We start from the raw sequence: 26,353 nt of genomic DNA on the forward strand, positions 1-26,353 counted from the left end.
GGAAGGACATCATGCGCCGCATCGCCCGGGCCCCCTGGGAGCTGCTCAAGCGGGCCTTCGGCTGGCTGGTGCTCTTCGAGGCCAGGAACAAGCTCCTGCTCGCCCCCTCCGCCGTGCGGCTGCGCCGTTTCGAGGACGCCGAGACCGTCCGGCTCGCCGCCCTGACCGGCCGGCCGCCGACCGCCCTGGTCGCCACCGTGATCGCCACCCACCGGCGCCCCGAGGCGCTGCGCGCCGCGGTCCTCTCGGCCCTGGCCCAGACCGTGGCCGACCAGGTGGTCATCGTGGTGGACGACGGCGCGGGACTGCCCGAACTGCCTGCGGATCCCCGGTTGTTCGCGGTGTCGCTGGACCGCAACACGGCAACGGCCGGTGTCGTGCGCAACGTCGGGATACGGCTGACCCGTTCGCGCTACGTCGCCTTCCTCGACGACGACAACCTGTGGGAGCCGGACCACTTGGAGCAGGCCCTCGCGGTCCTGGAGCCGGCCGGCGGTCCCGACGCCGTGTACACCGCGCTGCGCCGGGTGCTCCCCGACGGTACCGAACGGGACGTGCTGTCGGTGCCGTTCGACCGCCGGCGCTCCGCCCACGAGGCGTTCCTGGACACCAACGCCTTCGTGGCGCGCCGCAACCGGTCGCTGTACTTCAGCCGGCTGCGGCGCACCCCCGAGGTGCTGCCCCGCGAGGACTGGGAGCTCGTACGCCGCTACAGCCGCCGCCACGAGGTGCGCCACGTGCCGCGGCCCACGGTCCGCTACCTGGTCAACCCGGAGAGCTTCTACACCGCCTGGGACGGTCCGGCGCCCTCCGGGTGACCCGGCGGGTTCAGGGCCCGGGGGTGGCGCGCAGCGCGGTCGGGCTGGCCAGGGCCCGCGCCGCCGCCCGGCTCGCGGGCCGGCCGAGGGCGGCCCGCGAGGTCTCGCGCAGCAGTACGGCCGCCCGGAAGGCGGTGGTGGCCGCCGGCCCGTGGCGGCGCCCGTAGAGCCGCACCCGGTTGAGGGTCAGCAGGGTCCAGAGCCGGGGCGACACCTGCGAGTCCCCGCCGAGGTGGACGGCCTCGGCGGCGGGCTCCAGGCGGGTGGCGAAGCCGCGGTCGCCGGCCCGCAGGCAGTACTCCGTCTCCTCCGAGTACAAGAAGAACGATTCGTCCCAGGCGCCACAGGCGTCCAGGCACTCCCGGGAGAGTGCCATCAGCGCCCCGGTCGCCCAGTCCGCGACCGTGGCCCGCCGGTAGGCGGCGGGATCGGTGACCAGCTCGCTCCACAGCGGGAAGCGGCCGGCCCGGCGGTTGCCGATCACCGCCTCGCCCAGGGCGCGCGTCACGCGCGACTCCCGGCGCAGCGAGTGGTGCAGCGTCCCGTCCTCCTCGTGGAGCAGGGGGACGCTGATCCCGACCCGGCCGCCCCCGTCGAGGGGGGCGCCGAGCGCGGCGACGAGGAGTCCGGCGCAGCCCCGCCACATCCTGACGTCCGGATTGCACACGAGGGCGGCGCTGAACCCGCCGGGTCACCCGGAGGGCGCCGGACCGTCCCAGGCGGTGTAGAAGCTCCCCGCCCCCCGTACGGCCGGGTCCGGCCGGGTCCTACAGCGGCAGCAGGTCCGGCCGCTTCGCCTCGACGTGGTCGCCGGAGGACTCCCCGCGCAGCCGCCGTCCGATCCACGGCACCAGGTACTCGCGCGCCCACTGGATGTTGTCCCGGGTCACGTCCACCGATCCGCGCGGCCGCAGCGGCGGCCACGGCTGGTCGGGGTCGGCGGGCACCTCCATGCCGAGCACCTGCGCGGCCCGCAGCGCGACGCGCGTGTGCCCCTCGGGCGACAGGTGCAGCCGGTCGGCGTCCCAGGCCCGCCGGTCCTGTACGGACTTCAGCGACCAGAGGTCGAGCACCGGGCAGTCGTACCGGTCGGCGATGGAGTGGACGTGCGCGCTGAAGGTCGCGATCTTGCCCCGGATGTGCTTGAGGACCGGCACGTCCCGCGTGTCGAAGCCCGTGGTGATCATGACCCGGCCCACCGAGCGGGTGAGGTCGCGCACGGCGGCCTCGTACCGCTCGGCCACGTCGTCCGGGTCGCTGCCGGGCCGGATGATGTCGTTGCCGCCCGCGCAGAAGGTGACCAGGTCCGGTTCGAGCTCCTTGGCCCGGGGGACCTGCTCGGCCACGATCTGGTCCAGGAGGCGGCCGCGCACGGCCAGGTTCGCGTACCGGAAGTCGTGCTCGTCGCGCTGATCGGCCAGGAGTACGGCCAGCCGGTCCGCCCAGCCGAGAAACGTTTCCCCGGGTCCCGGGTCCCCGATGCCCTCGGTGAAGCTGTCCCCGATCGCCGCGTACGAGCCGATGGTCTTGAGTGTCGTCGTCGTCGCTGCCACGGGACCACATCCTTCACCCCGACCCGCCACCTACGCGACCGTAGCCACGGTCTTACGGACCGTGATCTTCACCACCCGTCAGGTGGGGAATAGGAGAACGGTGCCGGCGGGACCGGGACCCCCCTCCGGTCCCGGCCCCGCCGGCGTCAGACGAGCAGCCGGGTTCCGGCGCTCGGCAGCTTGCTCCACCAGTGGCCGTACCGCCGGTAGACCTCCGGATCCCGGTCGGCGAGGAAGGCCGTCAGCGACCGGGCCTCGGCCGCGAGCGCCTCCCAGACCTCCTCCGGCAGCGGGTGGAAGGCGGTGACCTCCACTCCCCCGGGCGCCGGGCGCCACACCCCGGCCACGTACCCGTCGACCAGCAGGGTCGCCAGCGTGTCCCCGTTCACCCGGGTGACGAGGCTCCGGTACTGCGGCGGGATGACCCGGCCCCGGTCGGAGTACGCGAGCAGGATGCTGTCCCACATGGCCATCAGCCGGGGCGGCGCCGGCGTGTCCCCGTCCGGCAGCGGCGCGCCGGGGACGTCGAAGAGCTCCTCGCCGCCCGGCCCCTCCAGCCGCCGCAGGCCGTGGGAGAGCTCGGCTTCCCGCAGCGCCTGCCTGACCCTGCCCCGCTGGACCAGCGCGAACTGCGCCACGTCCGCCACCGAGGCGGGCCCGAAGCCCTCCAGGTAGCGCACGACGAGCGCCCGCAGGGACTGCGCGGAGGCCTCGGGATCGGCGGGGACCGCCCGCGTCGTCCCGTACCGGGACGCGACGTACGACGGCCGCTCGCCGAAGGACCACGGGTGCGCGGTGGGCGCGTGCAGCAGCGGCGCGTACTGCCGAAGTCCCCACCAGGCTCCGGGCTGCGGCGGCTCGCCCAGCCGCTGTTCCAGCCACCGCTCGCACTCCGCGGCCGTACGGGGCCGGTCGGCGAAGGCCAGCAGCCGCGGCACCAGCTCGTCGGCGTCCTCGGCACTCAGCCCCGACGCCGTGAACCGGCTGCCCAGCCGCGCCGCCCGCACCCCCGGCTGCACCGCCTCGCGGAAGGCGGGGAAGTCGTCGGCGTGCACGGCGTGCAGGGTGATCCGCATCAGGGTCGACTTGACGATCTCGCGGCCGGTGAACGCGGCGTCGAGAGCGGCCGGATCGAAGTCCGCGAGCCGGTTCCACAGCGCGAGGTACGGCGAGGCGGCCTGCTGCGCCTGCAGCGCGACCACCCGCCGGACCCCGTCGGTGACACCGAGCGCCTCGCGCCCGAGCAGCAACTGCCGTGCGAGGGTGGAGCGGTTGAGCTCCCTTGCCGTGACCGCCATGCCGTGCACCCCGTCCCGTGAGCGGACGGGCAGTCTAGTGCTGCGACCGGGAAGGCCCACCGGGTCGCGGCGCCGGACGGAGTCAGATGCTGACGCCCTTCGACCGCAGGTAGGCCAGCGGGTCGATGTCCGAGCCGTACGAGGGACCGGTGCGGATCTCGAAGTGGAGGTGCGGGCCGGTCACGTTGCCCGTGGCGCCGGAGAGGCCGACGGTCTGCCCGGCGCTGACGCTCTGGCCGGACGAGACGTTGAGCTGGGAGAGGTGCGCGTACTGGCTGTACTTGCCGTCGGCGTGCCGGATGACGACCTCGTTGCCGTACGCGCCGCCCCAGCCGGCGGAGACGACGGTGCCCGCCCCGACCGCCTTCACGGTGCTGCCGGTGCTCGCGGAGAAGTCGACGCCGGTGTGGTAGCCGCTGGACCACATGGACCCGGCGACCTTGTACGCGGTGGAGGCGCCGCCGCTGACCGGGGAGACGAACCCGGCCGAAGCGGGGGCGGCCTGCTGCTGCTTGGCGGGGGCCTTGGGTGCGGGCGCCTTGCGTGCGGGCGCCGCCGGGGCCTCGGCGCCGCCGGAACCGGACGCGTCTTCGGCGGACTCGGAGGAGTCGGCGGACTGCTCGGCCGGCGCGGCCGGCGCGGCCGGAGCGGCCGCCCGGCTCGGAGCGGCCTCGGCCGTGCCCTTCGCGCCGAGCGTCAGCTTGAGGCCCGGGTGGATCAGCGACGGGTCGGACCCGACGGCAGCCCGGTTGTCGGCGTAGAGCTGCTCCCAGCCACCGCTGAGGTGCCGGCTCTCGGCGATCTTGGAGAGGTGGTCCCCGGGCACCACGGTGTAGACGGTGGGGGCGGCCTGCGCAGTGGCGGGCGCGGCCTGGAGCGAGGCCGGGACCTGCGGCGCCGAGGCCGGCGCGGTGGCAGGTGCGGTGGCGGGTGCGGCGGCCGGGGCGCCGGCCGCGTGGGCGCCGGCCGCCCCGAGCAGCGGAAGCGCGAGGGCCGCGCCACCGGTGCCGGCGGCGGCGAAACCACGGGATATCGAGCGGGACTTCGGACGGCGGTGCTTACCCGTTCCAGGCATGGCGAATTTCCTCTCCGACGCCTGCGAGGTGAGCTGTCGGGTTCGGACTGGAGATGTCCGGCCGCCCACGTGCCGGCGAACAGCACATGTACGGCTTCACCCCGAGCTGTCCCGTTGTAAAGATCTCGACGGAGATCCGGAACAGCGGCTTACCTGGTTCCCCCGCTCCTGCCGCGCGCGTGAATAGTCGGATGCGGTTTCCGGTCGGCGGCAGGATTAGGCGGTCCGTCCGGATCGATCGCGAACGTAATCGAGTCCGGCCGCACGGAACAAGTCTTGAATTCCCCAACAGAATCTTGAAGATGACGGTGCGCCGGAATTCTGGTCACCCTCCGTCCATTCCGCACCTTCAACGACCGCTCCGGCTAGGCAATTCGGCATTCGCGATCAGGCACTCACCGTCACCGTATGATCTGGCTCACGGGACGTGTCCGATCTCGGCGCTCGCCATGGCAAGTTGGCCACAAGTAGCGTAATTCGGACACCAGCGACGACGACACGGAGGACCCCTGTGACCCAGCGGATATCCCAGACCCCCCACGCGGGGCCGACCCTGGCCGGCGTACGCAACTTCCGCGACGTGGGCGGGCTGCCGACCACGGACGGACGGAGGGTCAAGACGGGACGACTGTTCCGAAGCGGACATCTGGCGCATGCCACCGAAACCGATGCACAGTTCCTCGCTTCGCTCGGGCTGCACACCGTCTTCGACTTCCGCAACGACGCCGACCACGCGCTGGAGGGCCCGGACGTGGAGCTTCCCGGCGTGCGGAACATCAACATCCCGCTGTCTGACCCGGCGGACGGCCGGGAGTTCTGGACGATGGTCCGCGACGGGGACCTCGCCCAGCTCCGCGAGATCCTGGGTGAGGGCAAGGCCGTCGCGCGGATGTCCCGTTCGTACCGCACGATCATCAAGACCCGCACCGCCGAGCACAGCCGGGTCGTCCACGCCCTCGCCGAGGACAGCGTCCCCGCCCTCATGCACTGCGCGGCCGGCAAGGACCGGGCCGGCCTGTCGATCGCGGTCACCCTGCTCGCGCTGGGCGTCGGGCGCGAGGCGATCGTCGCGGACTACCTGGAGTCCAACGCCCCGCACAACCGCTACCGGGTCCGCCGGGGCAGCGAGGCGGCCCAGCCCCGCACCGCCGAGGTGGCGGAGCTGCTCGCCCCGCTCTTCGACGCCCGCGCCCCGTACCTGACCGCGGCCTTCGAGACGATCGACGAGGAGTGGGGCGGGGCGGAGCGCTACCTCGGCGAGGGGCTCGGGCTCGCACCCGAGACCCTCGGCCGGCTGCGCGACCGGCTGCTGGACTGACCTCGCGCGGCACAACACGGCACACACGGCGCGGGGCGGGCCGCCGGGTCCGCAGACCCCGCGGCCCGCCCCGCCCGTCCGCTCAGCGGTTGGCGACCGCCTGCTTGACCAGCGTCCTGCCGAAGTCCCACATCAGCGCGCCGCCACCGTGCGCCTCGTCCATGACCTCGCGGAAGGCGCCGACGAACCGGTCGACGTCCGCCTCGTCCACGATCAGCGGCGGGATCAGCTTGATGACTTCGAGGTGGTCGCCCGAGACCTGCGTGAGGATCCGGTGCTTCTGCAGCAGCGGCACCACGACCATCTGCGCGAACAGCCCCTTGCGGGCCGCCTGCAGCATGGTCCACCGGCTCCGCAGCCCCAGCGAGGACGGCCGGCCGAACTCGATGCCGATCATCAGCCCGCGTCCCCGTACCTCGTGCAGCAGCTCGTACTCGTCGACCAGCCCGGCGAGGCGGCCGCGCAGCAGGTCGCCCATCGCGCGGGCGTTGGCCACCACCCCCTCGTCCTCCATGACGCAGAGCACCGCGAGTCCGGCCGCCATCGCCTGCGCGTTGGAACCGAAGCTCGCGGAGTGGACGAGCACCCGGTCCATGGACGAGTAGACCTTCTTGAAGATCCAGTCCTTGCCCAGGGTCGCGCCGACCGGGACGTAGCCGCCCGAGAGGGCCTTGGCCACGCACACCAGGTCGGGTTCCACCCCGGCCTCGTGCTGGTAGGCGTAGAAGTCCCCGGTCCGTCCGAGGCCGGTCTGCACCTCGTCCGCGATCAGCAGCGCCTTGTGCCGGTGCAGCAGCTCCTGCGCGGCAGCCAGGAAGCCGGGCGGGGCGGCGAGCACCCCCTTGCCCTGGATCGGCTCGACGACGAAGGCCGCCACGTCGCCCTTCTTCAGCTCCCGCTCCAGGGCGGCCAGGTCGCCGAGCGCGATCCCGGTGTCGGGGAGCAGCGGGGCGAAGCCGTCCCGGAAGCCGGCTTCGCCGTTGACCGACAGCGAGCCGGTGGTGAGCCCGTGGAAGGCGTGGTCGCAGTAGAGGACCCTGGGCCGCCCGGTGGCGTACCGGGCGAACTTCAGGGCCGTCTCCACCGCCTCGGTGCCGCTGTTGCCGAAGAAGACCCGGTCCAGGTGCGGGCTGTGGGCGAGCAGCTTCTCCGCCAGCAGCCCGGGCAGCGGCTGGCAGTCGAAGCGGGTGAGGTCGGCGAGCTGGGCGTCCAGGACGTCGTGCAGGGCCTGTTTGACCACCGGGTGGTGGCGGCCGAGGCCCATCACCCCGAACCCGGCCAGCATGTCGAGGTAGTCGTTGCCCTCGGCGTCCCAGAAGTGGGCCCCCTGGGCCCGCTCGTAGACCTTGTCGAAGCCGATGGTGTGCAGCATCCGGGGCAGCTGGTGGTTGAGGTGGCGGGCGTGCAGCTCGTACCGCTCCGCGCCGCGTTCGGCCAGCAGGGCGCCGAGGTCGAAGCCCTTGCCCCGGCCGCGCCCGCCCGATCCGCCCGCCGCGGCCGCCGCCCCGCCTGCCGCGGCCGCCTCCCCCGCCCGGCGCGCGTGGCCCGCGCTCATGCCGACTTGTCCCGGTTCCCGCCCATGGTCTCGCGGACCGCGCGCAGCGACTCCTTCAGCGACCCCATGGTGGCGAGGACCGCGGTGGGCTCGTACCCGCAGTGCGCCATGCAGTTCGCGCAGCGCGGGTCCTTGCCGCGGCCGTACTTGCTCCAGTCGGTGTCGTTGATCAGCTCCCGGTACGAGGGCACGTATCCGTCGCTCATCAGATAGCAGGGGCGCTGCCAGCCGAAGAGCGAGTAGTTCGGAATGGCCCAGGCGGTGCACGGGAAATCCACCTTGCCTTCCAGGAAGTCCAGGAAGAGCGGGGAGTGGTTGAGGCGCCAGCGCCTGCGGTTGCCGCCCGAGAAGGCCTTCTTGAAGAGTTCCCGGGTCTGTTCCACGCCCAGGAAGTGCTCCTGGTCGGGTGCCTTTTCGTAGGCGTAGGCGGGCGAGATCATCATCTCGTCCACCTGCAGGTCGTCATTGAGGTAGTTGAGCACCTCGATGATCGTCTGCGGGGTGTCCGTGTTGAAGAAGGTGGAGTTCGTCGTCACGCGGAACCCGCGGCTCTTCGCCTCCTTGATGGCGGCGACCGCCTCGTCGAAGACGCCCTCCTTCGCCACCGACTCGTCGTGGCGCTCGCGCAGTCCGTCGATGTGCACGGCGAAGGCGAAGTAGGGGGACGGCGTGAACTTCTCGATCTTCTTCCGGAGCAGCATCGCGTTGGTGCAGAGGAAGACGTACTTCCGCTTCGCCACCAACTGGCGCACGATCTCGTCGATCTGCGGGTGCATCAAGGGCTCGCCGCCCGCGATGGACACCATCGGCGCGCCGGATTCGAGCACGGCCCCGACGGCCTGCGCCACGGGCATGCGCTGCTTGAGCACGCCGGCCGGGTGCTGGATCTTGCCGCACCCCTCACAGGCGAGGTTGCAGGCGTAGAGGGGTTCCAGTTCGACGATCAGCGGGAACTTCTCACGCTTGCGCAGCTTCTGTTCGAGAAGATACGTCCCGACCCTGATGGTCTGTCGCAGTGGCATTGCCATCTGGCTCACCTCCTGGGGAGCAGCAAAGAACGGTGCCAGTCATAAAACGCGGGCAGTACGGCACGCAGTACGCGAAAGGCTGATATTCCCCCCCGAACGGTGCCGATGCGGACGAGCTCATGCTCCGGAGCGTCCACGATCACCCGGACGGCCGCAACCGGGCGCTCCGCACCGTCGGCAACGGTCCCGCCCCGGGTCGCGGTCCACAAGGTGGCCGCGGACTCCATGTCGACCCCGATGGCACCGGTGGCGCGCAGCTGCGCGCGCTCCTGGCCCCGGACGACGTGGTCGGATCCGGTCAGTGCGCCGAGGTGCACGGTCCGGTCGGGCAGGGCCCGGGCCAGCGCCTCGGCGAGCAGGGCGGTACCGGCGCAGGCGACCGTGCCGCGCGGGTCCCGGGTCTCCTCGGCGACGATCAGGTCGCCGGGGCTCATGCCGGGCAGCAGCCCGGCGCAGAATCCGGTGGCCAGCACGGCGGCCCCGCTCAGATGTTGATAAGAGACAGAGTCGGGGTGTCGGGGCTCAGGCGCGCGCGAGGACGGCCACGGCGTTGTGGCCGCCGAACCCGAAGGAGTTGCTGACCGCGATCGACGACGCGTGGTTCCTGGCGGTGCCCGCGACCACGTCGATGTCCATGTCCGCGTCGGTGGTGGTCAGCCCGGCCGTGGGCGGCACGGTGTCCGTGTCCAGGGCGAGGACGGTGAGTGCCGCCTCGATGACCCCGCACGCGCCGAGGGTGTGGCCGAGCGTCCCCTTGGCGGAGGTGACGGGCGGCCGCTGGGGGAACACCCGGCGCAGGAGCGCGGCTTCCACGGCGTCGTTCTGCCGCGTGGAGGTGCCGTGCGCGTTGACGTGGCCGACCTCGTGCGGGGCGATGCCGGCGTCGGCGAGGGCGAGGCGGGTGGCCCGTTCGGCTCCGCGGCCGCCGGGGTCCGGGGACACCAGGTGGTGGGCGTCGGTGGCGGCGGCGTAGCCGATGAGCCGGGCGAGGGGCCGGGCTCGCCGGGCCGCGGCGTGCTCGGGGCGTTCCAGGACCAGCGCGCCGGCGCCTTCGGCGATGACGAAGCCGTCGCGGGTGGCGTCGAAGGGGCGTGCGCCGGTGCCCGACATGGCTCCGAGTTGGGTGAAGCCGGTGGCCAGCAGCCGGGTGATGGGCGCCTCGGCGCCGCAGACCAGAGCGATGTCACACTGCCCGGTCGCCAGCAGGTCGCGGGCGAGGCCGATGGCCGTGGTGCCGGAGGCGCAGGCGGTGGAGGTGGCCAGCGACGGACCGGTCGCTCCGAACCGCAGGGCGATGTTGGCGCACGTCATGTTCGACAGATAGCCGGTGAGGAAATAGGGCGAGACGAACTCGGGGCCGAGCTCGGCCATCCTCGCGAGGGCCCTGTCCTGGGTCAGCACGCCGCCCGCGCCGCCGGCGGTGACCACGGCGACCCTGTCGCCGTCCCACGCCAGGGGGTCGAGGCCGGCGTGCTCGAGCGCCTGCGCGACGGCCACGAGGCCCAGTCGGTCGACCCGGTCCAGGTGGGCGGAGCCGCGCCCGCGCAGGACCGGGTGGTCGAACTCCGGCACCCGGCAGCTGAGGGAGAGGGCCAGCCCCTCCAGCGCGGGATCGACGGCCGAGGTGGTGCGGCCCTCGCACACGGCCGCCCAGACGGCCTCCGCTCCGCACCCGGCCGGCGTGACGAGGCCGAGGCCGGTCACGACGGCCCCGGGGCCGCGCGTCAACGCTCGGTCCGCCGCGCGTCGAGGACCGCGGCGAACTCCGCGAGGGTGGTGTCCCGCAGCTCCTCCTCGTCGACCTTGAAGCCCAGCGCCTCGTGGACGGCGATGGCCATCTCGACCACCATGAGCGAGTCGGTCAGCAGATCACGCATCCGGGCGTCGGCCCGCACCTCCTCGGCGGGGATTTCGAACGTTTCGACGAGGATTTCGCTGATCAGATCGATCACGGATTCCGGTGCTGAAGTGGTCACGACTGCCCTCATTTGCGATGCGGTATGTTCCCGGGTCCAGAGAACTATCACGGCTGGGTTCATACTCAAAAAGGGCCGCCTTTTGATGCCTTCCCGATGATTCAAAATGCGAAAGCGGGGACCACTTGTGTCGGAAAGCCTGACCGCCGCGATCGAAATCGGCGGAGCCGAGCTCCGGTACGCCAAGGAGGCGCTCGGCGAAGCGGGAGCGGACGCTTGGGGCCGGCTGCTGGACTGGCTGATGGACGACTACTTCCGGCTGGAGACCGCGGGCTTGGAGAACCTTCCCGCGGAAGGTCCCGCCGTTGTCGTGGCGAACCATTCGGGCGCCTGGGGACTGGACGCGTTCATCCTCCACAAAGCGCTCACCCGCCACTTGGACCGGCCTCTGTGCATGCCTGCCGCACCGCTGACCTTTCGATTTCCGGTCATCGGTTCGTACGCACGGAAGTACGGAGCCATTCCACTCGATCCGACCCTCGGACTGGACCGGCTGACCGCCGGTGGAATCGTGGGGGTCTTTCCCGAGGGAATCGCCGGTCTGGAAAAGCCCTTCCGCAGCCGCTACCGGCTGCGGCCGTTCAGTCCGGGCTTCGCGGTGACCGCCGTCAAGGCCGGCGCCCCCGTCGTCCCGGTCAGCGTCATCGGCGCCGAGGAGGCGCTCCCCCGGATCGGCGCGCTCCCCGCCCTCGCCCGTCTGCTGGACCTGCCCTGCTTCCCGCTCACGGCCCTCTTCCCGCTGCCCGCGAAGTGGCTGATCACCGTGGGCGAGCCGATCCCCGCGCCGGCCCGGTCCGCGTCCTTCGGCGCCCGGTCGGCCGCGGCGCGGCTGCTGTGCGCCCAGGCCCAGGAGGCGGTGCAGGGCCTGGTGGACAGGGAGCGGCCCCGGCGCGCGACGCCCTTCTGGTAGCCGCGCCGCGCCCGCCCGCGGCCCCCGGCCCAGCCCTCAGTTCGACAGCCGGTTCAGTCCGACAGCCGGTTCGCGGCGCGCCGGACGCCGTCCGCCGCGGTCACGCAGCGCCGCGCGTGGTCGAGCAGGACCGTGCGGAACCGCTCCCCCGCCTCGTCCTCGCTCCAGCCTCCCGTCTCGGCGCAGGCCGCGAGGCTGTCCGCGTGCGACTCCAGCCGCTCGGCGCTCGCCCGCGCGAGGGCCCCGTACGACGCGGGCGTGCAGCCGCGGGCCGGGACGGGGGCCGCCGCCGGCATGCCGACCGTCACCCGCCCGTCGCCCGGCCGGCCCGCGCGCTCCCCGAGGGCCAGGAGCAGGGTCCGGGGGTCCAGGGTCGCGGGCAGCCGGCGTGCCGTCAGCACCGGTGAGATCAGCATGGGCCGGGCGGCCGCCGTGACCGCGCGTACGACCTCCTCGGCGGCCAGCGCCGCGAAGCGCGTCGCCGGGCAGTCGCCGGGCGCTCCGCACAGCGGGGACGGCCAGGCTCCCGGGCGGGCGGGGTCCCCCGGCAGCACCGACCAGCCCGGCGCACACAGGATCTCCGTTCCGGCGCCGATCTCGAGGTCCTCCCAGGCGAACGGCGCCCGTACCCGGTACACGGCGGCGGCGACCGGCGGATAGAGCCGCAGCGCACGGGCCACGGCCTCTTCCGGAGAGGCCGCCGGGTCCACGGTCCGCAGGGCCAGGGCCTGCAGGGCGGTGGAGGAGGCGGCCTCGGAGACCAGGGCCAGCAAGTGCGCGACGGCCCCGGCCACGCCGTCCGCACCGGAGCTCCGGTGCGGCCCCCGGTCCGTGCTCCGGTCCGTGCTCCGGTCCGCTCCGGCGGGCGCCGCGAGCAGCCGGCCGGCCGGGGAAGCGGGGTCCGGACGCTCCAGGTGGGGCACCAGCCGTCGCCGCAGGGCGTGGCCCCAGGTCTCGCGTTCCAGGCGGTCCGTGGCGGCCGCCGCCCGGGAGGTGATCTCGCCGAGCAGCGTGTCCTCGGCGGCCCCCTCGCCCAGCACCACGAGCCGGGCCAGCCGGGCCATGCCCTCGTGCCAGACCTGCCACGGCAGAGTGCCGTCGCCGCGCCGGGCGCCGATCACCTCGTCCACGACCCGGGCCACGAGGGCGGGCGACCGCTCGCCGGGGGCGCCCATGCCGCCCTCGGGCACCGCGTGCGGGGACAACCCGTACCGGTGCCCGCCCGGGGTGAGCCCGACGGCGGGCTCCAGCGCCCCCACCTCGTCGGCCCGGGCGAGGAGCGCCTCGGAGTCGGCGGGGGTCAGCGGCACGAGGAAGGACCCGAACGGCGTGGTCACCCGCACCGGCCGCCCCGAGCGGGTGCGCCGCAAGTGTGCGAGGAGCGAGCGGGTCACCCCCTCGCGGGTCAGCGCGTCCAGGCCCAGTGCTCGGGCCGGGGCGTCCGTCCACGGCAGGCGCTGGGCGAGCATGGCGGCGCTGAACACGGCGCTCTCCAAGGGCCAGGCCGTCGCCGGCCGTCGCGGCGCCGTCACCGGAACCGGCATCGCCGTCGCCGTGCTGTCGGCAGGGGGCATCGGAAGGTCTCCCTCGGGGTCACTTGTCGCGCAGCATGTAGGGCTGGTTGCCGACGATCTCGCCGTCATAGGTGCCGATCAGTTCGTTGACCCGCTCCCGGTGGTGCGCCATGGCGCCGCGCAGCGTGTCCGAGTAGGCCTGCGGGGCGTGGGAGAGCGGATAGTCGTACGACTCGTCGAGCCAGTCCAGTTCGACCCAGTTGTCGGGCAGTTCGTTGGGCGACGCCGGTCCGCGTCCGTCGAGCATCGGGATCACGTCGTGGTTGTTGACCAGGCTGATCACCCGGGTGGTGTGGTCGGCGGGCCGCTTGCCGTCGATCGGGGAACCCAGCGTGACCACGTGCGTGATCCGGTAGCGGGCACAGACCTCCACGTCCGCCGCCAGGTTCATCGCGGTCAGTCCGCCCAGGCTGTGACCGACGATCATCAGCTGCGAGCCGGTGGGCACGCCGGCCCGGAGCAGCAGCTTCCGCGCGGCGCGGGTGTAGGTCGTATCGGTGCGCAGCAGGCCGTCGAACGCGCCCACCAGGTCCTGCGGGGTGCTGTTGCTCAGCAGCGCGAAGCTCGTTCCGGGCAGCAGCAGGACGTGGCGGACCTCCCCGTCAGCGCATGCGACGCGGCGCAGCAGCACCAGTCCGTGGTTGCCCAGGGCCCCGATGTCGTTGACGTAGCTGACGATGTCGTTGCGGGAGGCGGCCAGCACCTTCGCCAGGATGGAGTCCGCGTCCGTCCGCTCCGCCCGCCCCGGGCCGGGGTTGAGGTACTTCAGCAGGGTGCTGGGCAGTCCGAAGAGCGGATCCGTGGCCGGCACCCCGCCGGCGAGCGTCACCCAGGAGAAGTCGTCGTTGACCGGGTTCTCGTCGAGCAGGCCGAGCAGGGCCAGGAGCTCCATGATCACGGGGCTGACGGTGGTCAGGGCGCGGGTGAGCCCCGAGTGCTCGATCAGCGCGTACATGGCGCGCAGCGCCTCCAGCCGGTTCCCGGCGGCCATGGCGTCCGTCAGCCGTCTGGCCAAGGGCGAGTCCAGGTTGGGGTGTTCGGCCGCGATCGCCCTGATCCGCAGGGCGAAGGCATCGACGGCCATCGCCACGGCGGCCGGGCGGCGGTACGTCAGGTTCCCCGCCATCCGGGCCAGTTCACCGGCCAGGCCGCCGTTCGCCCCGAAGCCCAGACCCGAGGGGCTGGTCAACGCCTTGACGCAGGACGCCGCCGCGCCCAGGGCCCAGGCCGGTCGGCGCAGCGCCTGCCACGCCGACCGGGGGCTCGACAGCGCGCTCGTCAGCTCGGCGCCCGCCTGTCTCGCCGTGAGGGCGGCGTCCGCCAGCAGGACCGACGCGGCCAGCAGCAGCTCCGGATCCGTGCGGCGCGGTCTCGGCCGGGCGTCTCGCGGCGGGTCGGCGGCGTCCGCGAACCACGGCCCCGCGGACGCCCCGCCGTCCGCTTCGTCCACCGTCTGAGCGGTCACGTTCCCACCTCCGTGCCTGCGCAACGGCTTCGCCTGGTTCCGCTGCCTGAGCGGGCATGCTGGCATTCTCCGCAGTCCGCGCGGGACACGATCCGCCGCCGTTGCGCGCCGGCGCACGCGCGGCGGACGGCGGTGAGCCGCCGGGCGCCCCTCGGAACCGTGGTCCGCGGGGCACCCGGCGGCGTGGCGGCACCCCCCGGGCCGCCGCCATTTCGGTGATCACCAAAGGATGGGAACCGCACCCCCGTGTTGACGGGAGCGCGGATCACCCCTGCCGGTCACCGCGTCTCGTCTCCCGTCAGAACGGCCGGGAAGGCTGGGTGCGCCAGAACGTGCACTGGTGCTCCGCCGCGAAGGACCGGTCGAGCCGGTCGCCCGCGGGAGCCAGCTTCAGGACCGAGCCGCCCGGGCCGGCGGCGGGCCAGGGGGTCTGGCCGGCAACCGCGGGAACCCCGTGGCGGGCGAAGGCTCCCCAGTAGCGCTTCATCCGCGTCGCGAGCGCGACCTGGACGGGGGTGAGGGGACGCTCGCCCATGGTGAAGTCGTGCAGATAGGCCAGCTCGGCGCTGTGCGCGTTCGACTCGTCCAGGCCCGGGACCTGCGCACCCGCCAGGGTGGGCGAGTCCGGGTCGTCGAACTCGTAGGCGAAGGTGGGCACTTGCCGAGCGAACAGCTGCGTCGTCCAGGAGGTCTCGCAGGCGAACGTCGAGTCGGTCATGACGGCCGACAGCGCCAGGTACGGGGATCCGTGGGCGGCCACCGGATAGCGGGCGAGGACCTCCGGACCGGCCGCTCCGTAGCCCGCCAGGACCTGCCCCGCGTACTGCTCGGCCGTCAGCCCGGGCTGGGTCAGCGCGACGAAGAACCGCGCCTCGGAGCGGTTGCTGCCGATCAGGACCGGCACCTTGTTCCAGTTCCCGGCGGCGATCGCGGCGGCGGGATCCTTCGGGAGGAGCCCGTCGCCCGACGCGGGACCCGAAGTCGCCCGCGTACGGGCCGCGTCCACCAATGACTGCCCGGAGGCGGCGCGCAGGCACGCGACGACCGCGGCCGGATCGGCGCAGCCGGCGCCCGCCGCGAACGCCCGGGCCTCGGACTCGGCCTTCGCGGCGTCCGGGGTGCGCAGCAGCGTGCACGGCCCGCTCTGCAGCACGGCCCGGTGGAACAGTCCCGCCGCCGACGGGGCGGCCAGCAGCCCGCACACCGAACCGCTGCCCGCCGACTGGCCGGAGACCGTGACGTTGCCCGGATCGCCGCCGAAGGCCCGGATGTTCTCCCGAGTCCAGCGCAGCGCCTGGATCTGGTCCATCAGGCCGAAGGAGCCGGAGCGCGGGGCGTCCTGGCGGGCCAGTTCGGGAAGGCCCAGATAACCGAGCTGTCCGAGGCGGTAGTTGATGCTGATCACGATGCTGCCGGTCAGCTCCGCCATCGTGCGTCCGCCGAACTGGGTTCCGGTGCCCTGGCTGTACGCACCCCCGTGCATCCAGAGGACCACCGGCAGCCGGGCCCCCGGGCGGGCCCCCCGGGGCCGGTACACGTCCAGGAACAGGCAGTCCTCGCTGACCGCCCGCGGGTCCCGCAGCCCGAAGGGCGAGAACTGCAGGCAGGCGGGGGCCTGTTCGGTGGCTTCGCGCACCCCGTTCCAGCGCGCGGGCGGCCGGGGGGCGCGCAGCCGGAGCTCTCCGACCGGCGCGGCGGCGTAGGGAACGCCGAGGAACTCCTGCGCCCCGTCGTGGGCCCGGCCGCGCAGCGCGCCCTGCGCCACGGAGACCACCGGGCGGGTCGAGCCGTCCGACGGGCCGGCGATCTGGGATCCGGCGGAGGCGGCCGCCGGGAGCGCCGCGGCGATCAGGGCGGTCAGCGCGAGTGCGGTACCGAGCAGGGGCCTTGCCGTGGAAAACCGGGCGATCCGGGTCGAGAGCCGTTGCATCCGTACTCCTGGGTTCAAGACGGTCCGGGGGCTGTCTTTTATACACTTCTGACGCTGCCGACGATCAACACTGTCTATATGCTGGTAGCCCGCCGGCCCGCTCCGCCGGATCCGCCCCCACCGCCGGATCCGGCCACCGCGACGGGATCCGGTGCGCCTTCCAGCCACATGCGCCCGGCGTTCAAGCGGGGCTCCAGCCGTGCTCCACGCCGCTGTGGGGACCTGGGCAGGTTGCCTAGACAAGGAGTGCATGGTGACCACCGCACCGGTCAGGGGCGTCGGCAGCCCCGACACACCGCCGCCACCCCCTCGCAAGACCCTTCTGGAACGCACCTCGGCCTTCAGCCAGCGACACCGCTGGACCGCCCTCTTACTGTGGACCGTCATCCTGGTGGGCGTCTGGGGCGGCGCCTCGGCCGTCGGAGACGGCTACCGCGACGACTTCTCCCTGCCCGGAACGGAAACCCAGCAGACGCTGGACGTCCTCGCGAAGCACGGCTCCGTCCAGGCCGGCGACAGCGTGAAGATCGTGCTGCGCGACGAGGCCGGAATCTCCGGCGCCGACACCAGGCAGCGGGTCACCGCGATGCTGGACGAGGTCGCCAAGCTCCCCACGGTCGCCCGGGTCCAGAGCCCCTACACGGAGACCTCGGCCGTCTCCAAGGACGGCACGATCGGCTACGCCACGGTCGTCCTCAAGGGCAAGAGCGGGCTCATGGAGCGGGTCGACACCCTCAAGATCCTCGACACCGCGCGCACGGCCCAGAGCGGCACCCTCCAGGTCGAGCTCGGCGGTGAAGCCGCCCGCAAGCTCGCCGAGCAGGAGGGTGGTGCCTCCGAGGGCATCGGCCTCCTCGCCGCCCTGGTGATCCTCGCGTTCATGTTCGGCACGGTCATCGCCGCCGGACTGCCCATCATCACCGCCGTGTTCGCCGTGGGCACCACCCTCGGCGGGGTCGTGCTCGTCTCGCACTTCGTCAACATCGCCAGCTACACCCAGTACGTCCTGATCCTCGTCGGTCTCGGCGTCGGCATCGACTACGCGCTGCTGATCTTCGCCCGCTACCGCGCCGAACTGGTCAGGGGGGCGAGTCCGGAGGCAGCCTCCGCCAAGGCCCTCGACATCGCCGGGCGCACGGTCTTCTTCGCCGGCTGCACGGTCATCGTCGCGCTGATGGGCCTGGTGGTGATGGGCCTCGGCTCGCTCCAGGGCACCGCCGTCGCCCTCTCGCTGACCGTGCTCGTCACCATGCTGGCCTCGCTCACCCTGCTGCCCGCCCTGCTGGCCATCTTCGGCAAGCGGTTCGCCCGCCAGTTCACCGCCAAGGCGCAAAAGCGCGTGGCCAAGGGCAAGTCCGCCGAGGGCGGGGCCGCTTGGCGCCGCTGGGCGAGCGGTGTGCAGCGCCGTCCGCTGGCCGCCCTGCTGCTCTCCGTGGTCGCACTCGGCGCGCTGGCGGCACCGGCCCTCGGCATGCGCCTCGGGTTCGCCGACTCCGGCAACGACCCCGCCGCGTCCACCAGCCGCAAGGCGTACGACCTCCTCGCCGACGGCTTCGGCCCCGGCTTCAACGGCTCGCTCGTCGTGGTCGCCGAGGGCGACAGCAAGGCCGGCGCGGCTCTGTCCGCCAAGCTCAGGTCCACCGCCGGCATCGCCGCGGCCTCGCCCGCCTTCCCGGCGAAGGACCAGCAGGCGTTCACCGTCATCGTCTTCCCCACCTCCGCCCCGCAGGACGCCAAGACCTCCGACCTCGTCCACGAGCTGCGGGACAACGTCCTGCCCGAACTCGCCCGGGAACACCCGGCGACGTACCTCGTCGGCGGCGCCACCGCGGCCGTCGTGGACTACTCCGACGCCGTCGCCAAGCGCATTCCGGTGTTCATCGCGATCGTCGTCGGCCTGTCCCTGATCCTCCTGGTGATCGTCTTCCGATCGATCCTGATCCCGCTCAAGGCCGCCCTGCTGAACCTGCTGAGCATCGGCTCCGCGCTGGGCGCCATGACGCTGGTCTTCCAGGAGGGCATGTTCGGCGTCGAGCCGGGGCCGATCCAGGCCTACCTCCCGATCATGATCTTCGCGATCGTCTTCGGCCTCTCCATGGACTACGAGATCTTCCTGGTCTCCCGGGTCCGCGAGGAGTGGGACCGTACGAAGGAGCCCGACACGGCCATCCGCGAGGGCCTCGCCCACACCGGCTCGCTCATCGTCGCCGCCGGCCTCATCATGATCGCGGTTTTCGGCGCCTTCATGCTGGGCGGCGACCGGATGCTCCAGCAGTTCGGCTTCGGCATGGCCGTCGCGGTTTTCGTCGACGCCATCGTCATCCGCCTCCTGATCGTCCCGGCCGCCATGCAGCTGATGGGCCGCAAGGCCTGGTGGATCCCGGCGGGCCTGGACCGGCTGCTGCCCACGCTCAACATCGAGAAGCACGGCTGAGGTGCCCGCACCACGCGCGAGCGGCCCGGGACGCACGCCGTCCCGGGCCGCTCGCGCGCCCGGGACGGGACGGTCCGGTACTCCTGTAGTCCATCGCGAGCAGCGGGCGCTTTCCTGACGGTGTGCGGGCGAACCACCAGGGCGGCCCCACTGCGACGGCGGGCATCCCCCGCCCCGTCGTCGCCGGGCCGCCCTGGTTCCCGCCTTCCTCACCGCGGCGCCCGGCATCCCCCTGTCCGGGCGCCGCAGGTCGTTCCCCGGCCCGCGGTCACAGCCCTGGCCTCCGGTGGCGAGTCCGTACGCCGCCGCGGCCACGGCCAGGTCCTCCCAGGCCGTGCCCACGCTCTTGAACAGGCGCGGGTGCGACGGGTCGAGGGCCACCCGCCCGGTGACCAGCTCGGCCAGATCGCCCGCGATGCAGGCGGCGGCCGCCCCGCTCACCCGGCGGGCGGCGTCGAGCGCGCGTAGCGGTCCGCCAGCCGGCGCAGGTGCCCGACCAGCTCCGCGGGCCCGGTGACCTCGAAGTCGAAGTCGAGCAGCCCCAGGTGCACGGCGAGGGCCTCCACCGAGTCGGCGCCGGTGACCAGCACGCAGCTCCCGGCGTCGAGCGCCTCGACCGTGCCGACCGCCGGGTTGATCCGCTCGATCACCGCCGCCGCCGGGGCGTGCACGGTCACCCGCGCGTGATGGCGCCAGGCCGCCCCCGACACCCGCTGGGAGACGTACGCCGCGAGGTCGCCGCCCGGCGGCTCGCGCGGGGCGAAGCGCGGCCCGGCCGGGAGGCGGGGCCGGATCCGGTCGATCCGGAAGGTCCGCCAGTCCTCGCGCTCCACGTCCCACGCCACCAGGTACCAGCGCCGCCCCCAGTTCACCGCCCGGTACGGCTCCACGAGGCGGCGGGTGGGCGAACCCGCGTGGTCCAGGTAGTCGAAGCGCAGCCGCTCCCGGTCCCGGCACGCCGAGACCAGGGTGGTCAGCACGTCCGCCGCGACGGCCGGCACCGGCCGGTCCGCCGGCACGGCCACCGTGTACGCGGCCAGCGCCCGCACCCGGCGGCGCAACCGCGAGGGCAGCACCTGCTCCAGCTTGCCCAGCGCCCGCAGCGAGGTCTCCTCCGTACCGGGGACCGCGCCCTGCGCCGCGGTGCGCAGCGCGATCGTCACCGCGACGGCCTCCTCGTCGTCGAGGAGCAGCGGCGGCATCGCCGCGCCCGCGCCCAGCCGGTAGCCGCCGGTCGTACCGCGCGTGGCGTCCACGGGATAGCCGAGCTCGCGCAGCCGCTCGATGTCGTTGCGGACCGTACGGCCGCTCACCCCCAGCCGTTCGGCCAGCTCGGATCCCGGCCAGGCCCGCGGGCTCTGCAACAGAGAGAGCAGGCGCAGCAGCCGCGCCGAAGTATCGATCACAAGCCCCAGCCTGCCCACTCATTAGGAACGATTCATGCCTATATCGAGAATATCGTCGTACCCATGAAGAACAGCAGCGGCACCCCCACCGACGCCCGTATCCGCCCCTTCCGCATCGACGTCCCGCAGGCCGAGCTCGACGACCTGCGCGACCGCCTCGCGCGCACCCGCTGGGCCACCGGGAGCCCCGCCGCCGGCTGGAGCCGGGGCGTGCCCACCGACTACCTCAAGGCCCTGGCCGCGTACTGGGCCGACGGCTTCGACTGGCGCGCGGCCGAGGCCGAGTTCAACGAGTTCCCCCAGTTCACCACCGAGATCGACGGCCAGAACATCCACTTCCTGCACGTCCGCTCGGACAACCCGGATGCCCTGCCCCTGCTCCTGATGCACGACTGGCCCTGCTCGTTCGTCCAGTTCGTCGATGTCATCAAGCCGCTCGCCGAGGACTTCCACGTCATCGTGACCTCCACCCCCGGCACCGGCTTCTCCGGCCCGCTCTCCGGCGAGGGCTGGAACACCGGCCGCATCGCGGGCGCGTTCGTCGAGCTGATGGAGCGGCTCGGGTACGGCGCGTACGGAGTCCAGGGGACCGGCGGCGGCGCCTGGATCGCCGCCGAGATGGGCCGCCGGGCCCCCGACCGGGTCACCGGCGTCCACGTGAACGGCCTGATCACCTTCCCCTCCGGAGACCCCGCCGAACTCGACGGCCTGACCTCCGGCGAGCAGGAGCGCCTGGCCCGCCTGGAGGAATTCCAGCAGGACAAGATGGGCTTCGCCGCCATCCAGTCCACCCGCCCGCAGACCCTCGCCCACGGCCTGCACGACTCGCCCGTGGGCCAACTCGCCTGGATCGCGGAGAAGTTCAAGGAGTGGACCGACCCCGCCGCCGAGCTCCCCGAGGACGCCGTGGGCCGAGACCGGTTGCTGGCCAACATCAGCGTCTACTGGTTCACCGGCACGGCCGGCTCCTCGGCGGACCTCTACTACGAAGCGGCCCACGACCCGGGCGCCTGGGCCCCGAAACCGCGCGGCACCGTACCGACCGGCGTGGCCGTGGCCCTGCCCACCGACATCGCCATCCGCCGCTTCGCCGAACGCGACCACCACGTCACCCACTGGACCGAGCTGGAACGCGGCGGCAACTTCCTCTCCCTGGAACAGCCGGAAGCCTTCGTGTCGGACGTCCGCACCTTCTTCGCCTGACCTGCCACCTTCCCCGCCCGGCCCCCGTCTCTTAGGATCATGGTCAGACGTACGTACGAGGGGGTGGGGCACAGTGATCGAGCTCGGAGTGTTCTTCGGCGCGATGGGCCTGGCGGCGTTGTGGATGATCAGGACCCTGCTCCGGCGCGGCAACCGCAGCACCGAAACGGCGGACGGCCTGCGCATCGAGCAGGCCGGCAGGGAACTGGCGAGCGCGGCCCGGGTCTCCTACAGCTCGACCGCCGTCCACGGCTCCCTCACCCAGTCCCACACGTACAGGCCGTAGCCCACCCGGAGACGGAGACGGAGCCGCCGCCCGGGGCGGAGCACCGGCGCTACGTGCTCACCGAGGTCTGCGCGGCCTCCGCCGCCGGCCCGGAGGCATCCCGCGGCCCCGCCCGCTGCGGCCGGGGAGCGGGAATGAACGCGGCGACGGCCCCCGACACCAGGGCGAAGCCGCCGCCCATCAGCAGGCCGGTCCGGAAGCCCGCCTCGGAGGTGAAGGTGACGCCGCCGACCGTGGTCGTCATCCGAGCCAGGACGACACCGACGACCGCGGCGCCGACGGAGGTCCCCAGCGAGCGCATGAGGGCGTTGAAACCGTTGGCGGCGCCGCTCTCCGCGGGCGGCACCGCGCTCATCACCAGGGCGGGCATCGCACCGTAGGCCAGCGCGACACCACAGTTGATGACCATGGCGGCGACCATCAGGCCCGCGGCCGTCCCCGCCAGCAGCAGCGCCGTGCCGTAGCCCGCGGCCAGCACGAGCGCCCCGCAGACCAGGGTGACCTTCGGGCCGCGCGCGTTGGTGAGGCGGCCCCCGAGGGGGGAAACCGCCATCATCATCAGCCCGCCGGGGAGCATCCACAGCCCGGCCGCCAGCATCGACTGGCCCAGCCCGTACCCGGTCGCCGCCGGGAACTGCAGCAACTGCGGCACGACCAGCATGCTCGCGTACATGCCGAACCCGATGAACACCGAAGCGAGGTTGGTCAGCAGCACGCGCGGGCGGACCGTGGTGCGCAGGTCCACCAGCGGATCGGTGGTCCGCCACTCGAACCATCCCCAGGCGCCCAGGACCACGACCGCGGCGCCGACCAGACCGAGGGCGGTCGCCGAACCCCACCCCCAGTCGGAGCCCTTGGACACGAAGAGCAGCAGGCACACCAGGCCCACCGCGAGGCCCAGCGCGCCGACCGCGTCGAAGCGCTGGCCCTTGGCGCCGGCGGGGACGTCCGGAACGAAGACCACGATCATGACGGCGACGGCCGACGCCAGCACCGCGGCCCCCCAGAACAGGAAGCGCCAGTTCGCGTACTGCGCGACGGCCGCCGAGAGCGGCAGGCCGATCCCGCCGCCGATGCCCATCGAAGCGCTCACCAGGCCGATGGAGGAACTGAGCTTCTCGGCGGGGAGGATGTCCCGGAGCAGGGCGATGCCCAGCGGGATCATGCCCATGCCGATCCCCTGCAGGCCGCGCCCGGCGATCATCGGTACGACGCTGCTCGACAGCGCGCACACCACCGATCCCGCGATCAGCGGTACGCAACACGCGAGCATCATGCGGCGCTTGCCGACCATGTCGCCCAGCCGCCCGCTGATCGGCACGCACACACCCGCGACCAGCAGGGTGGCGGTGATGACCCAGGCGGCGTTGGACGGGGAGGTGTGGAGGATCTTCGGCAGGTCGACCAGCAGCGGAGTGACCAGCGTCTGCATGACGGCCGCGGCGACCCCCGCGAGCGCGAGCGTCGCGATCACCTTGCCGGTGCGGGGAGCGGCCCTGGGCGGCTGGGGCATGGAGGTCCTAGAGGCTCGGCGCACAACGATCAGTCGTCTACCGGTAGTCAACTACCAGTAGCCAACTATCAGTTCGCGGCGCGGGGCATGTCAACCAGATCCGATCGTCGACTATCAGTTGCTATGGTCGGCAGCGTGCCGAACGACGCCCCCAAACCCCTGCGCGCCGACGCCGTCCGCAACGTCGAGAAGATCGTCCGGGCGGCGCGCGACGTATACGCCCAGGTGGGACCCGATGCGCCGCTCGACGAGATCGCCCGGCGGGCCGGCGTCGGCATCGCGACGCTCTTCCGCCGCTTCCCCGACAAGGCCGCCCTCCTTCGAGCCGTACTCGACCAGCAGTTCACCCAGGACGTCCGCCCCGCCATCGACCGGGGCCTCGCCGACGAGGATCCCCGCCGCAGCCTGACCGTCGTGATCGAGGCCGCCCTGACATCGGCGGCCGCCGAGCACCACGTCCTGACGGCGGCCCGCAACGCCGGCGTCTTCTCCGCGGAGACCAGCGCCCGCTTCTTCGACGCGCTCGACCCGCTGGTGACGCGCGGCCAGCAGGCCGGGGTGATCCGCGGGGACCTCGTGCCCGACGATCTCAAAAGAATCATGAGCATGCTCGTCAGCGTGCTGTGGACCATGGACCCGGCCGAGGACGGCTGGCGGCGCTACGTGACCCTGCTCCTGGACGGCCTCAACCCCACGGCTCGCGTCGGCGGAGGCCGACGGCGAGGCCGACTCCGAGGGCAGGGCGATGCCCGACTCGGGGGCCACGAGCGCGGCCGGCGGGGCCTCGGGCACGGCGGTGCCGGGGCGGGTGGCCAGGTAGCCCAGCCCGCCGCCGGCGACACAGGCGGCGATCACGGCGCCGCCGACCACCCGGCGGCGGCCGCGGGCCCGGCGGTCCTTGCGCAGCGAGGCGCGACCGGATCCGGTGCCAGTGCCAGTGCCAGTGCCAGTGCCAGTGCTTGAGCCGGTGCCGGTGCCGGTATCGGCACCGGAGCCCGTGCCGGAGCCGCCCGCCGGGGAGAGGTGGGTGACGGTGCCGTGGGCCCCGGAGCCGAAGCCGGCGGCCTCGCCGGGCAGGCCCGGGCCGTCCGGCAGGCCCTGGCCGCCCGCCTGGTCGGGGGAGTACCCCCACGCGTCGACAGCCTGGCCGGCGGGGACGAAGCCGGGGCCGGCGGCCGACCGTACCGCCGCGAACAGCGCCACCGAGACCGGCACGAGCGCCAGCCCGGCGAGCAGTCCCTCGGCCGGGAGCAGGCCGGTCCACAGCCCGGAGCAGCGCAGGCACTCACGGGCGTGCCTGGCTATTCGCTTGCGCCACAGCACCGAGGGGACGCCGTCCCAGCCCCCCGCCACCGACCGCAGGCCCTCGCAGGGCGGCTGGGCCTCCAGCGCCCGCTCCACCACCCGGGCCGACTCCAGCTGCGCCTTCATCCGCTGCACCCGTACCGCCGCGTGCTGCGGGGACAGCTCCAGCGCCGCGGCCATCTCCGTGCGCGTGAGCTCCCCGGCGCACTCCAGCCACCACAGCGACAGCAGCGCCCGGTCCTCGGGCTCCAGCCAGCGGGTGGCGCGGGCCGTCTCGCGCCGCTGGCCCTCCAGGTTGAGCCGTACGACGGTCAGGTCCACGAAATCGGCGCCGGGATCGGCCAGCTCCCAGGCGGCCTCCAGGCCGCTCTCGCCGGGAGCGCTGCGGCGGGCCTGCCAGTGGGCGCGGACGCGGTTCATGGCGATCGCCACCAGCCAGGAGCGGAAGCTGGTGTCGTCGCGCAGGCCGCCCAGCCCGTCGAGTGCCCGCAGCATCGTGTCCTGCACCACGTCATCCACGTCCACGGACCCGTTCAGGGCCCGCCCGACGATGTTGTAGACGAGCGGCAGATAGGCGCTGACCAGGTCGTCTTGCGCCCGGGGGTCGCCGGCGCGCGCCGCCGCGACCAGCGCTGCCGTGTGCTGAGTGCTCATGTGAAGTCCCTGTCCGTACCGGCGGTCGATGATGCCCAATACCTGGGAGACCGTCGAGAGGGACTCCGATAACACTTATCCGGAGTATGAATCAGAAGCGGTGTGATCGGGACCCGCGTCCGGGGCGAGACGGGCGGCCAGGGCGTCGAGGTCGGGCAGGAACCAGATGTGCGTGCCCCGGTTCGATTCCCGCACGAGGTCGGGCAGGGCGGAGCTCGCCCGCAGGTGGTGCGAGATGTCCCCGATGACCACCAGCCGGACCCGGTAGTTCACGAACTTCTGCATGATCGCCCCGGCGAGGCCGGTGCTGAGGTCGAAGAAGCGGGCGTCGAGCCGCTCCGCCGGAACGGCCACGATGTCGGTCCGGTGGAAGGCCCCGCCGATCAGGTGGTCGAGCGCGTCCTGCTCGCCGGCGACGGGAGGCCCGTCGGCGGCGCAGACGAGCACGGGTACGCCGTGGTGCTCCACGATGAGGTCAGCCACGGCGGGCCTCCCCCATGCCGTTGCCCGGTCCGAGCGCGCCGTCGACCAGGTGCAGCAGATCGGCCGTGGTGGCGGCGTCGCCGAGGATCACGATCTTCATACGGGCCCGCTCCTTGTCGTAGACCGTCTGCAGGCGCAGCGGATCGGGGGTGTCGCGGGGGGACTGCGCGCTCGCCGTGACGAGGGTGGCGAGCCGGTGCGCGGCGTCGGGACCGATCGAGTCGATCTGCACGATGCTCGACACCTCCAGGTGCCGGCGCGCCGGGCGCGCGTCAGCGCCGGTGTCGGCGCCGCTGTCCGTGCCGGTTCCCGTGTCCGTGGGGCCGCTGGTCAGGGCTTCGAAGTCCTCGCGGCTGATCCGGTACTGCTTGCCGATCCGGACGGCCTTGAGCCGGCCGTCGCGGACGTAGTTCCGGACGGTCCGCACGTGCAGCCCCAGCCGCTCGGCGACTTCGCCGACCGAGTACAGCTCCTGCCCCTCATTCTGCATAGTGCCTAATACTACCCCATCGAGTGGAAGATGAGGAGTGATAGCTGCAAATAAGGAGTGATGAGGAGTGGCGGGGAGC

General features: G+C 73.0%; 22 protein-coding genes, 1 pseudogene and 1 riboswitch. Of the genes and pseudogenes, 6 read left to right on the forward strand and 17 right to left on the reverse strand.

The features are described from left to right. Window positions 1–11 precede the first annotated feature (11 nt). Window positions 12–818 carry a glycosyltransferase family A protein gene (locus DRB89_RS36190; RefSeq protein WP_112452751.1) on the forward strand — a complete coding sequence of 269 codons (807 nt, stop codon included), beginning with the start codon at window positions 12–14 and terminating at the stop codon, window positions 816–818. Window positions 819–828: 10 nt separating this feature from the next. On the opposite strand, the gene DRB89_RS36195 is transcribed toward DRB89_RS36190, so the two are convergent. The 4 genes from DRB89_RS36195 to DRB89_RS36210 all read right to left on the reverse strand — a co-directional run bounded on the left by DRB89_RS36195 (window position 829) and on the right by DRB89_RS36210 (window position 4,744). Then, entirely contained in the window at window positions 829–1,485 is a 657-nt protein-coding gene (locus DRB89_RS36195) for a glycosyltransferase family 2 protein (RefSeq protein ID WP_239516523.1), read from the reverse strand. Between the two features lie 100 nt (window positions 1,486–1,585). Further along, a complete protein-coding gene (locus DRB89_RS36200) occupies window positions 1,586–2,371 on the reverse strand; it encodes an SGNH/GDSL hydrolase family protein (protein ID WP_112454186.1) in 786 nt (261 codons plus the stop codon). Between the two features lie 146 nt (window positions 2,372–2,517). Further along, a complete protein-coding gene (locus DRB89_RS36205; protein ID WP_112452300.1) occupies window positions 2,518–3,669 on the reverse strand; it encodes a winged helix DNA-binding domain-containing protein in 1,152 nt (383 codons plus the stop codon). A gap of 82 nt (window positions 3,670–3,751) precedes the next feature. Next, on the reverse strand, window positions 3,752–4,744 hold the full coding sequence (locus DRB89_RS36210; RefSeq protein ID WP_112452299.1) for a LysM peptidoglycan-binding domain-containing M23 family metallopeptidase: 993 nt from the start codon (window positions 4,742–4,744) through the stop codon (window positions 3,752–3,754). Between the two features lie 3 nt (window positions 4,745–4,747). Next, window positions 4,748–4,944: riboswitch (cyclic di-AMP (ydaO/yuaA leader) on the reverse strand. 311 nt (window positions 4,945–5,255) lie between these two features. Here DRB89_RS36210 and DRB89_RS36215 point away from each other — a divergent pair. After that, window positions 5,256–6,062: a tyrosine-protein phosphatase gene (locus DRB89_RS36215; protein ID WP_112452298.1), complete on the forward strand. Its 807-nt coding sequence runs from the start codon at window positions 5,256–5,258 to the stop codon at window positions 6,060–6,062. An 82-nt stretch (window positions 6,063–6,144) separates the two neighbouring features. On the opposite strand, the gene DRB89_RS36220 is transcribed toward DRB89_RS36215, so the two are convergent. From DRB89_RS36220 to DRB89_RS36240, 5 genes and pseudogenes are all read right to left on the reverse strand, one after another. Then, complete coding sequence (locus DRB89_RS36220; protein ID WP_239516524.1) at window positions 6,145–7,617, reverse strand: aspartate aminotransferase family protein; 1,473 nt, start codon at window positions 7,615–7,617, stop codon at window positions 6,145–6,147. Next, the gene (gene hpnH / locus DRB89_RS36225; protein WP_112452297.1) at window positions 7,614–8,645 is read right to left on the reverse strand and encodes an adenosyl-hopene transferase HpnH; all 1,032 of its coding nucleotides are present in this window, start codon (window positions 8,643–8,645) and stop codon (window positions 7,614–7,616) included. Before hpnH ends, DRB89_RS36220 begins: the two co-directional genes overlap by 4 nt. A gap of 5 nt (window positions 8,646–8,650) precedes the next feature. Then, window positions 8,651–9,133 (reverse strand): annotated as a pseudogene (locus tag DRB89_RS36230) (1-hydroxy-2-methyl-2-butenyl 4-diphosphate reductase); the annotation flags it as partial. A 34-nt stretch (window positions 9,134–9,167) separates the two neighbouring features. Then, the gene (locus DRB89_RS36235) at window positions 9,168–10,373 is read right to left on the reverse strand and encodes a beta-ketoacyl-[acyl-carrier-protein] synthase family protein (protein ID WP_204358171.1); all 1,206 of its coding nucleotides are present in this window, start codon (window positions 10,371–10,373) and stop codon (window positions 9,168–9,170) included. Continuing rightward, window positions 10,370–10,621: an acyl carrier protein gene (locus DRB89_RS36240; RefSeq protein WP_162688868.1), complete on the reverse strand. Its 252-nt coding sequence runs from the start codon at window positions 10,619–10,621 to the stop codon at window positions 10,370–10,372. The genes DRB89_RS36235 and DRB89_RS36240 overlap by 4 nt, the downstream gene beginning before the upstream one ends. 127 nt (window positions 10,622–10,748) lie before the next feature. Between DRB89_RS36240 and DRB89_RS36245 the strand changes: the two genes are divergently transcribed. After that, window positions 10,749–11,531 (forward strand): lysophospholipid acyltransferase family protein, encoded by a 783-nt coding sequence (locus DRB89_RS36245; RefSeq protein ID WP_162688869.1) that lies wholly within the window; start codon window positions 10,749–10,751, stop codon window positions 11,529–11,531. A gap of 53 nt (window positions 11,532–11,584) precedes the next feature. On the opposite strand, the gene DRB89_RS36250 is transcribed toward DRB89_RS36245, so the two are convergent. The 3 genes from DRB89_RS36250 to DRB89_RS36260 form a co-directional block, all read right to left on the reverse strand. Further along, entirely contained in the window at window positions 11,585–13,105 is a 1,521-nt protein-coding gene (locus tag DRB89_RS36250) for a hypothetical protein (RefSeq protein ID WP_112452327.1), read from the reverse strand. 19 nt (window positions 13,106–13,124) lie between these two features. Further along, on the reverse strand, window positions 13,125–14,570 hold the full coding sequence (locus DRB89_RS36255) for a hypothetical protein (RefSeq protein ID WP_162688870.1): 1,446 nt from the start codon (window positions 14,568–14,570) through the stop codon (window positions 13,125–13,127). A 298-nt stretch (window positions 14,571–14,868) separates the two neighbouring features. Continuing rightward, window positions 14,869–16,500: a carboxylesterase family protein gene (locus DRB89_RS36260; RefSeq protein WP_112452325.1), complete on the reverse strand. Its 1,632-nt coding sequence runs from the start codon at window positions 16,498–16,500 to the stop codon at window positions 14,869–14,871. Between the two features lie 250 nt (window positions 16,501–16,750). Here DRB89_RS36260 and DRB89_RS36265 point away from each other — a divergent pair, with 250 nt between their 5' ends. Beyond that, window positions 16,751–18,934 (forward strand): MMPL family transporter, encoded by a 2,184-nt coding sequence (locus DRB89_RS36265; RefSeq protein ID WP_112451428.1) that lies wholly within the window; start codon window positions 16,751–16,753, stop codon window positions 18,932–18,934. A 437-nt stretch (window positions 18,935–19,371) separates the two neighbouring features. On the opposite strand, the gene DRB89_RS36270 is transcribed toward DRB89_RS36265, so the two are convergent. Beyond that, complete coding sequence (locus DRB89_RS36270; RefSeq protein ID WP_112451427.1) at window positions 19,372–20,340, reverse strand: YafY family protein; 969 nt, start codon at window positions 20,338–20,340, stop codon at window positions 19,372–19,374. A 63-nt stretch (window positions 20,341–20,403) separates the two neighbouring features. Here DRB89_RS36270 and DRB89_RS36275 point away from each other — a divergent pair, with 63 nt between their 5' ends. Then, window positions 20,404–21,543 carry an epoxide hydrolase family protein gene (locus DRB89_RS36275; protein WP_112451426.1) on the forward strand — a complete coding sequence of 380 codons (1,140 nt, stop codon included), beginning with the start codon at window positions 20,404–20,406 and terminating at the stop codon, window positions 21,541–21,543. Between the two features lie 73 nt (window positions 21,544–21,616). Next, window positions 21,617–21,829 carry a hypothetical protein gene (locus DRB89_RS36280; RefSeq protein ID WP_112451425.1) on the forward strand — a complete coding sequence of 71 codons (213 nt, stop codon included), beginning with the start codon at window positions 21,617–21,619 and terminating at the stop codon, window positions 21,827–21,829. A gap of 49 nt (window positions 21,830–21,878) precedes the next feature. On the opposite strand, the gene DRB89_RS36285 is transcribed toward DRB89_RS36280, so the two are convergent. From DRB89_RS36285 to DRB89_RS36300, 4 genes are all read right to left on the reverse strand, one after another. Further along, on the reverse strand, window positions 21,879–23,342 hold the full coding sequence (locus DRB89_RS36285) for an MFS transporter (RefSeq protein ID WP_112451424.1): 1,464 nt from the start codon (window positions 23,340–23,342) through the stop codon (window positions 21,879–21,881). 114 nt (window positions 23,343–23,456) lie between these two features. Then, window positions 23,457–25,301 carry a sigma-70 family RNA polymerase sigma factor gene (locus DRB89_RS36290; RefSeq protein WP_112463603.1) on the reverse strand — a complete coding sequence of 615 codons (1,845 nt, stop codon included), beginning with the start codon at window positions 25,299–25,301 and terminating at the stop codon, window positions 23,457–23,459. Window positions 25,302–25,376: 75 nt separating this feature from the next. Then, window positions 25,377–25,784, reverse strand: a complete 408-nt coding sequence (locus DRB89_RS36295) for a DUF4180 domain-containing protein (protein ID WP_112451319.1) — start codon at window positions 25,782–25,784, stop codon at window positions 25,377–25,379. Further along, the gene (locus DRB89_RS36300; RefSeq protein WP_112451318.1) at window positions 25,777–26,274 is read right to left on the reverse strand and encodes a helix-turn-helix domain-containing protein; all 498 of its coding nucleotides are present in this window, start codon (window positions 26,272–26,274) and stop codon (window positions 25,777–25,779) included. Before DRB89_RS36300 ends, DRB89_RS36295 begins: the two co-directional genes overlap by 8 nt. Window positions 26,275–26,353 lie beyond the last annotated feature (79 nt).

This window comes from Streptomyces sp. ICC4 (assembly GCF_003287915.1).
In the GTDB taxonomy this organism is placed as follows: Bacteria; Actinomycetota; Actinomycetes; order Streptomycetales; family Streptomycetaceae; genus Streptomyces; species Streptomyces tritrimontium.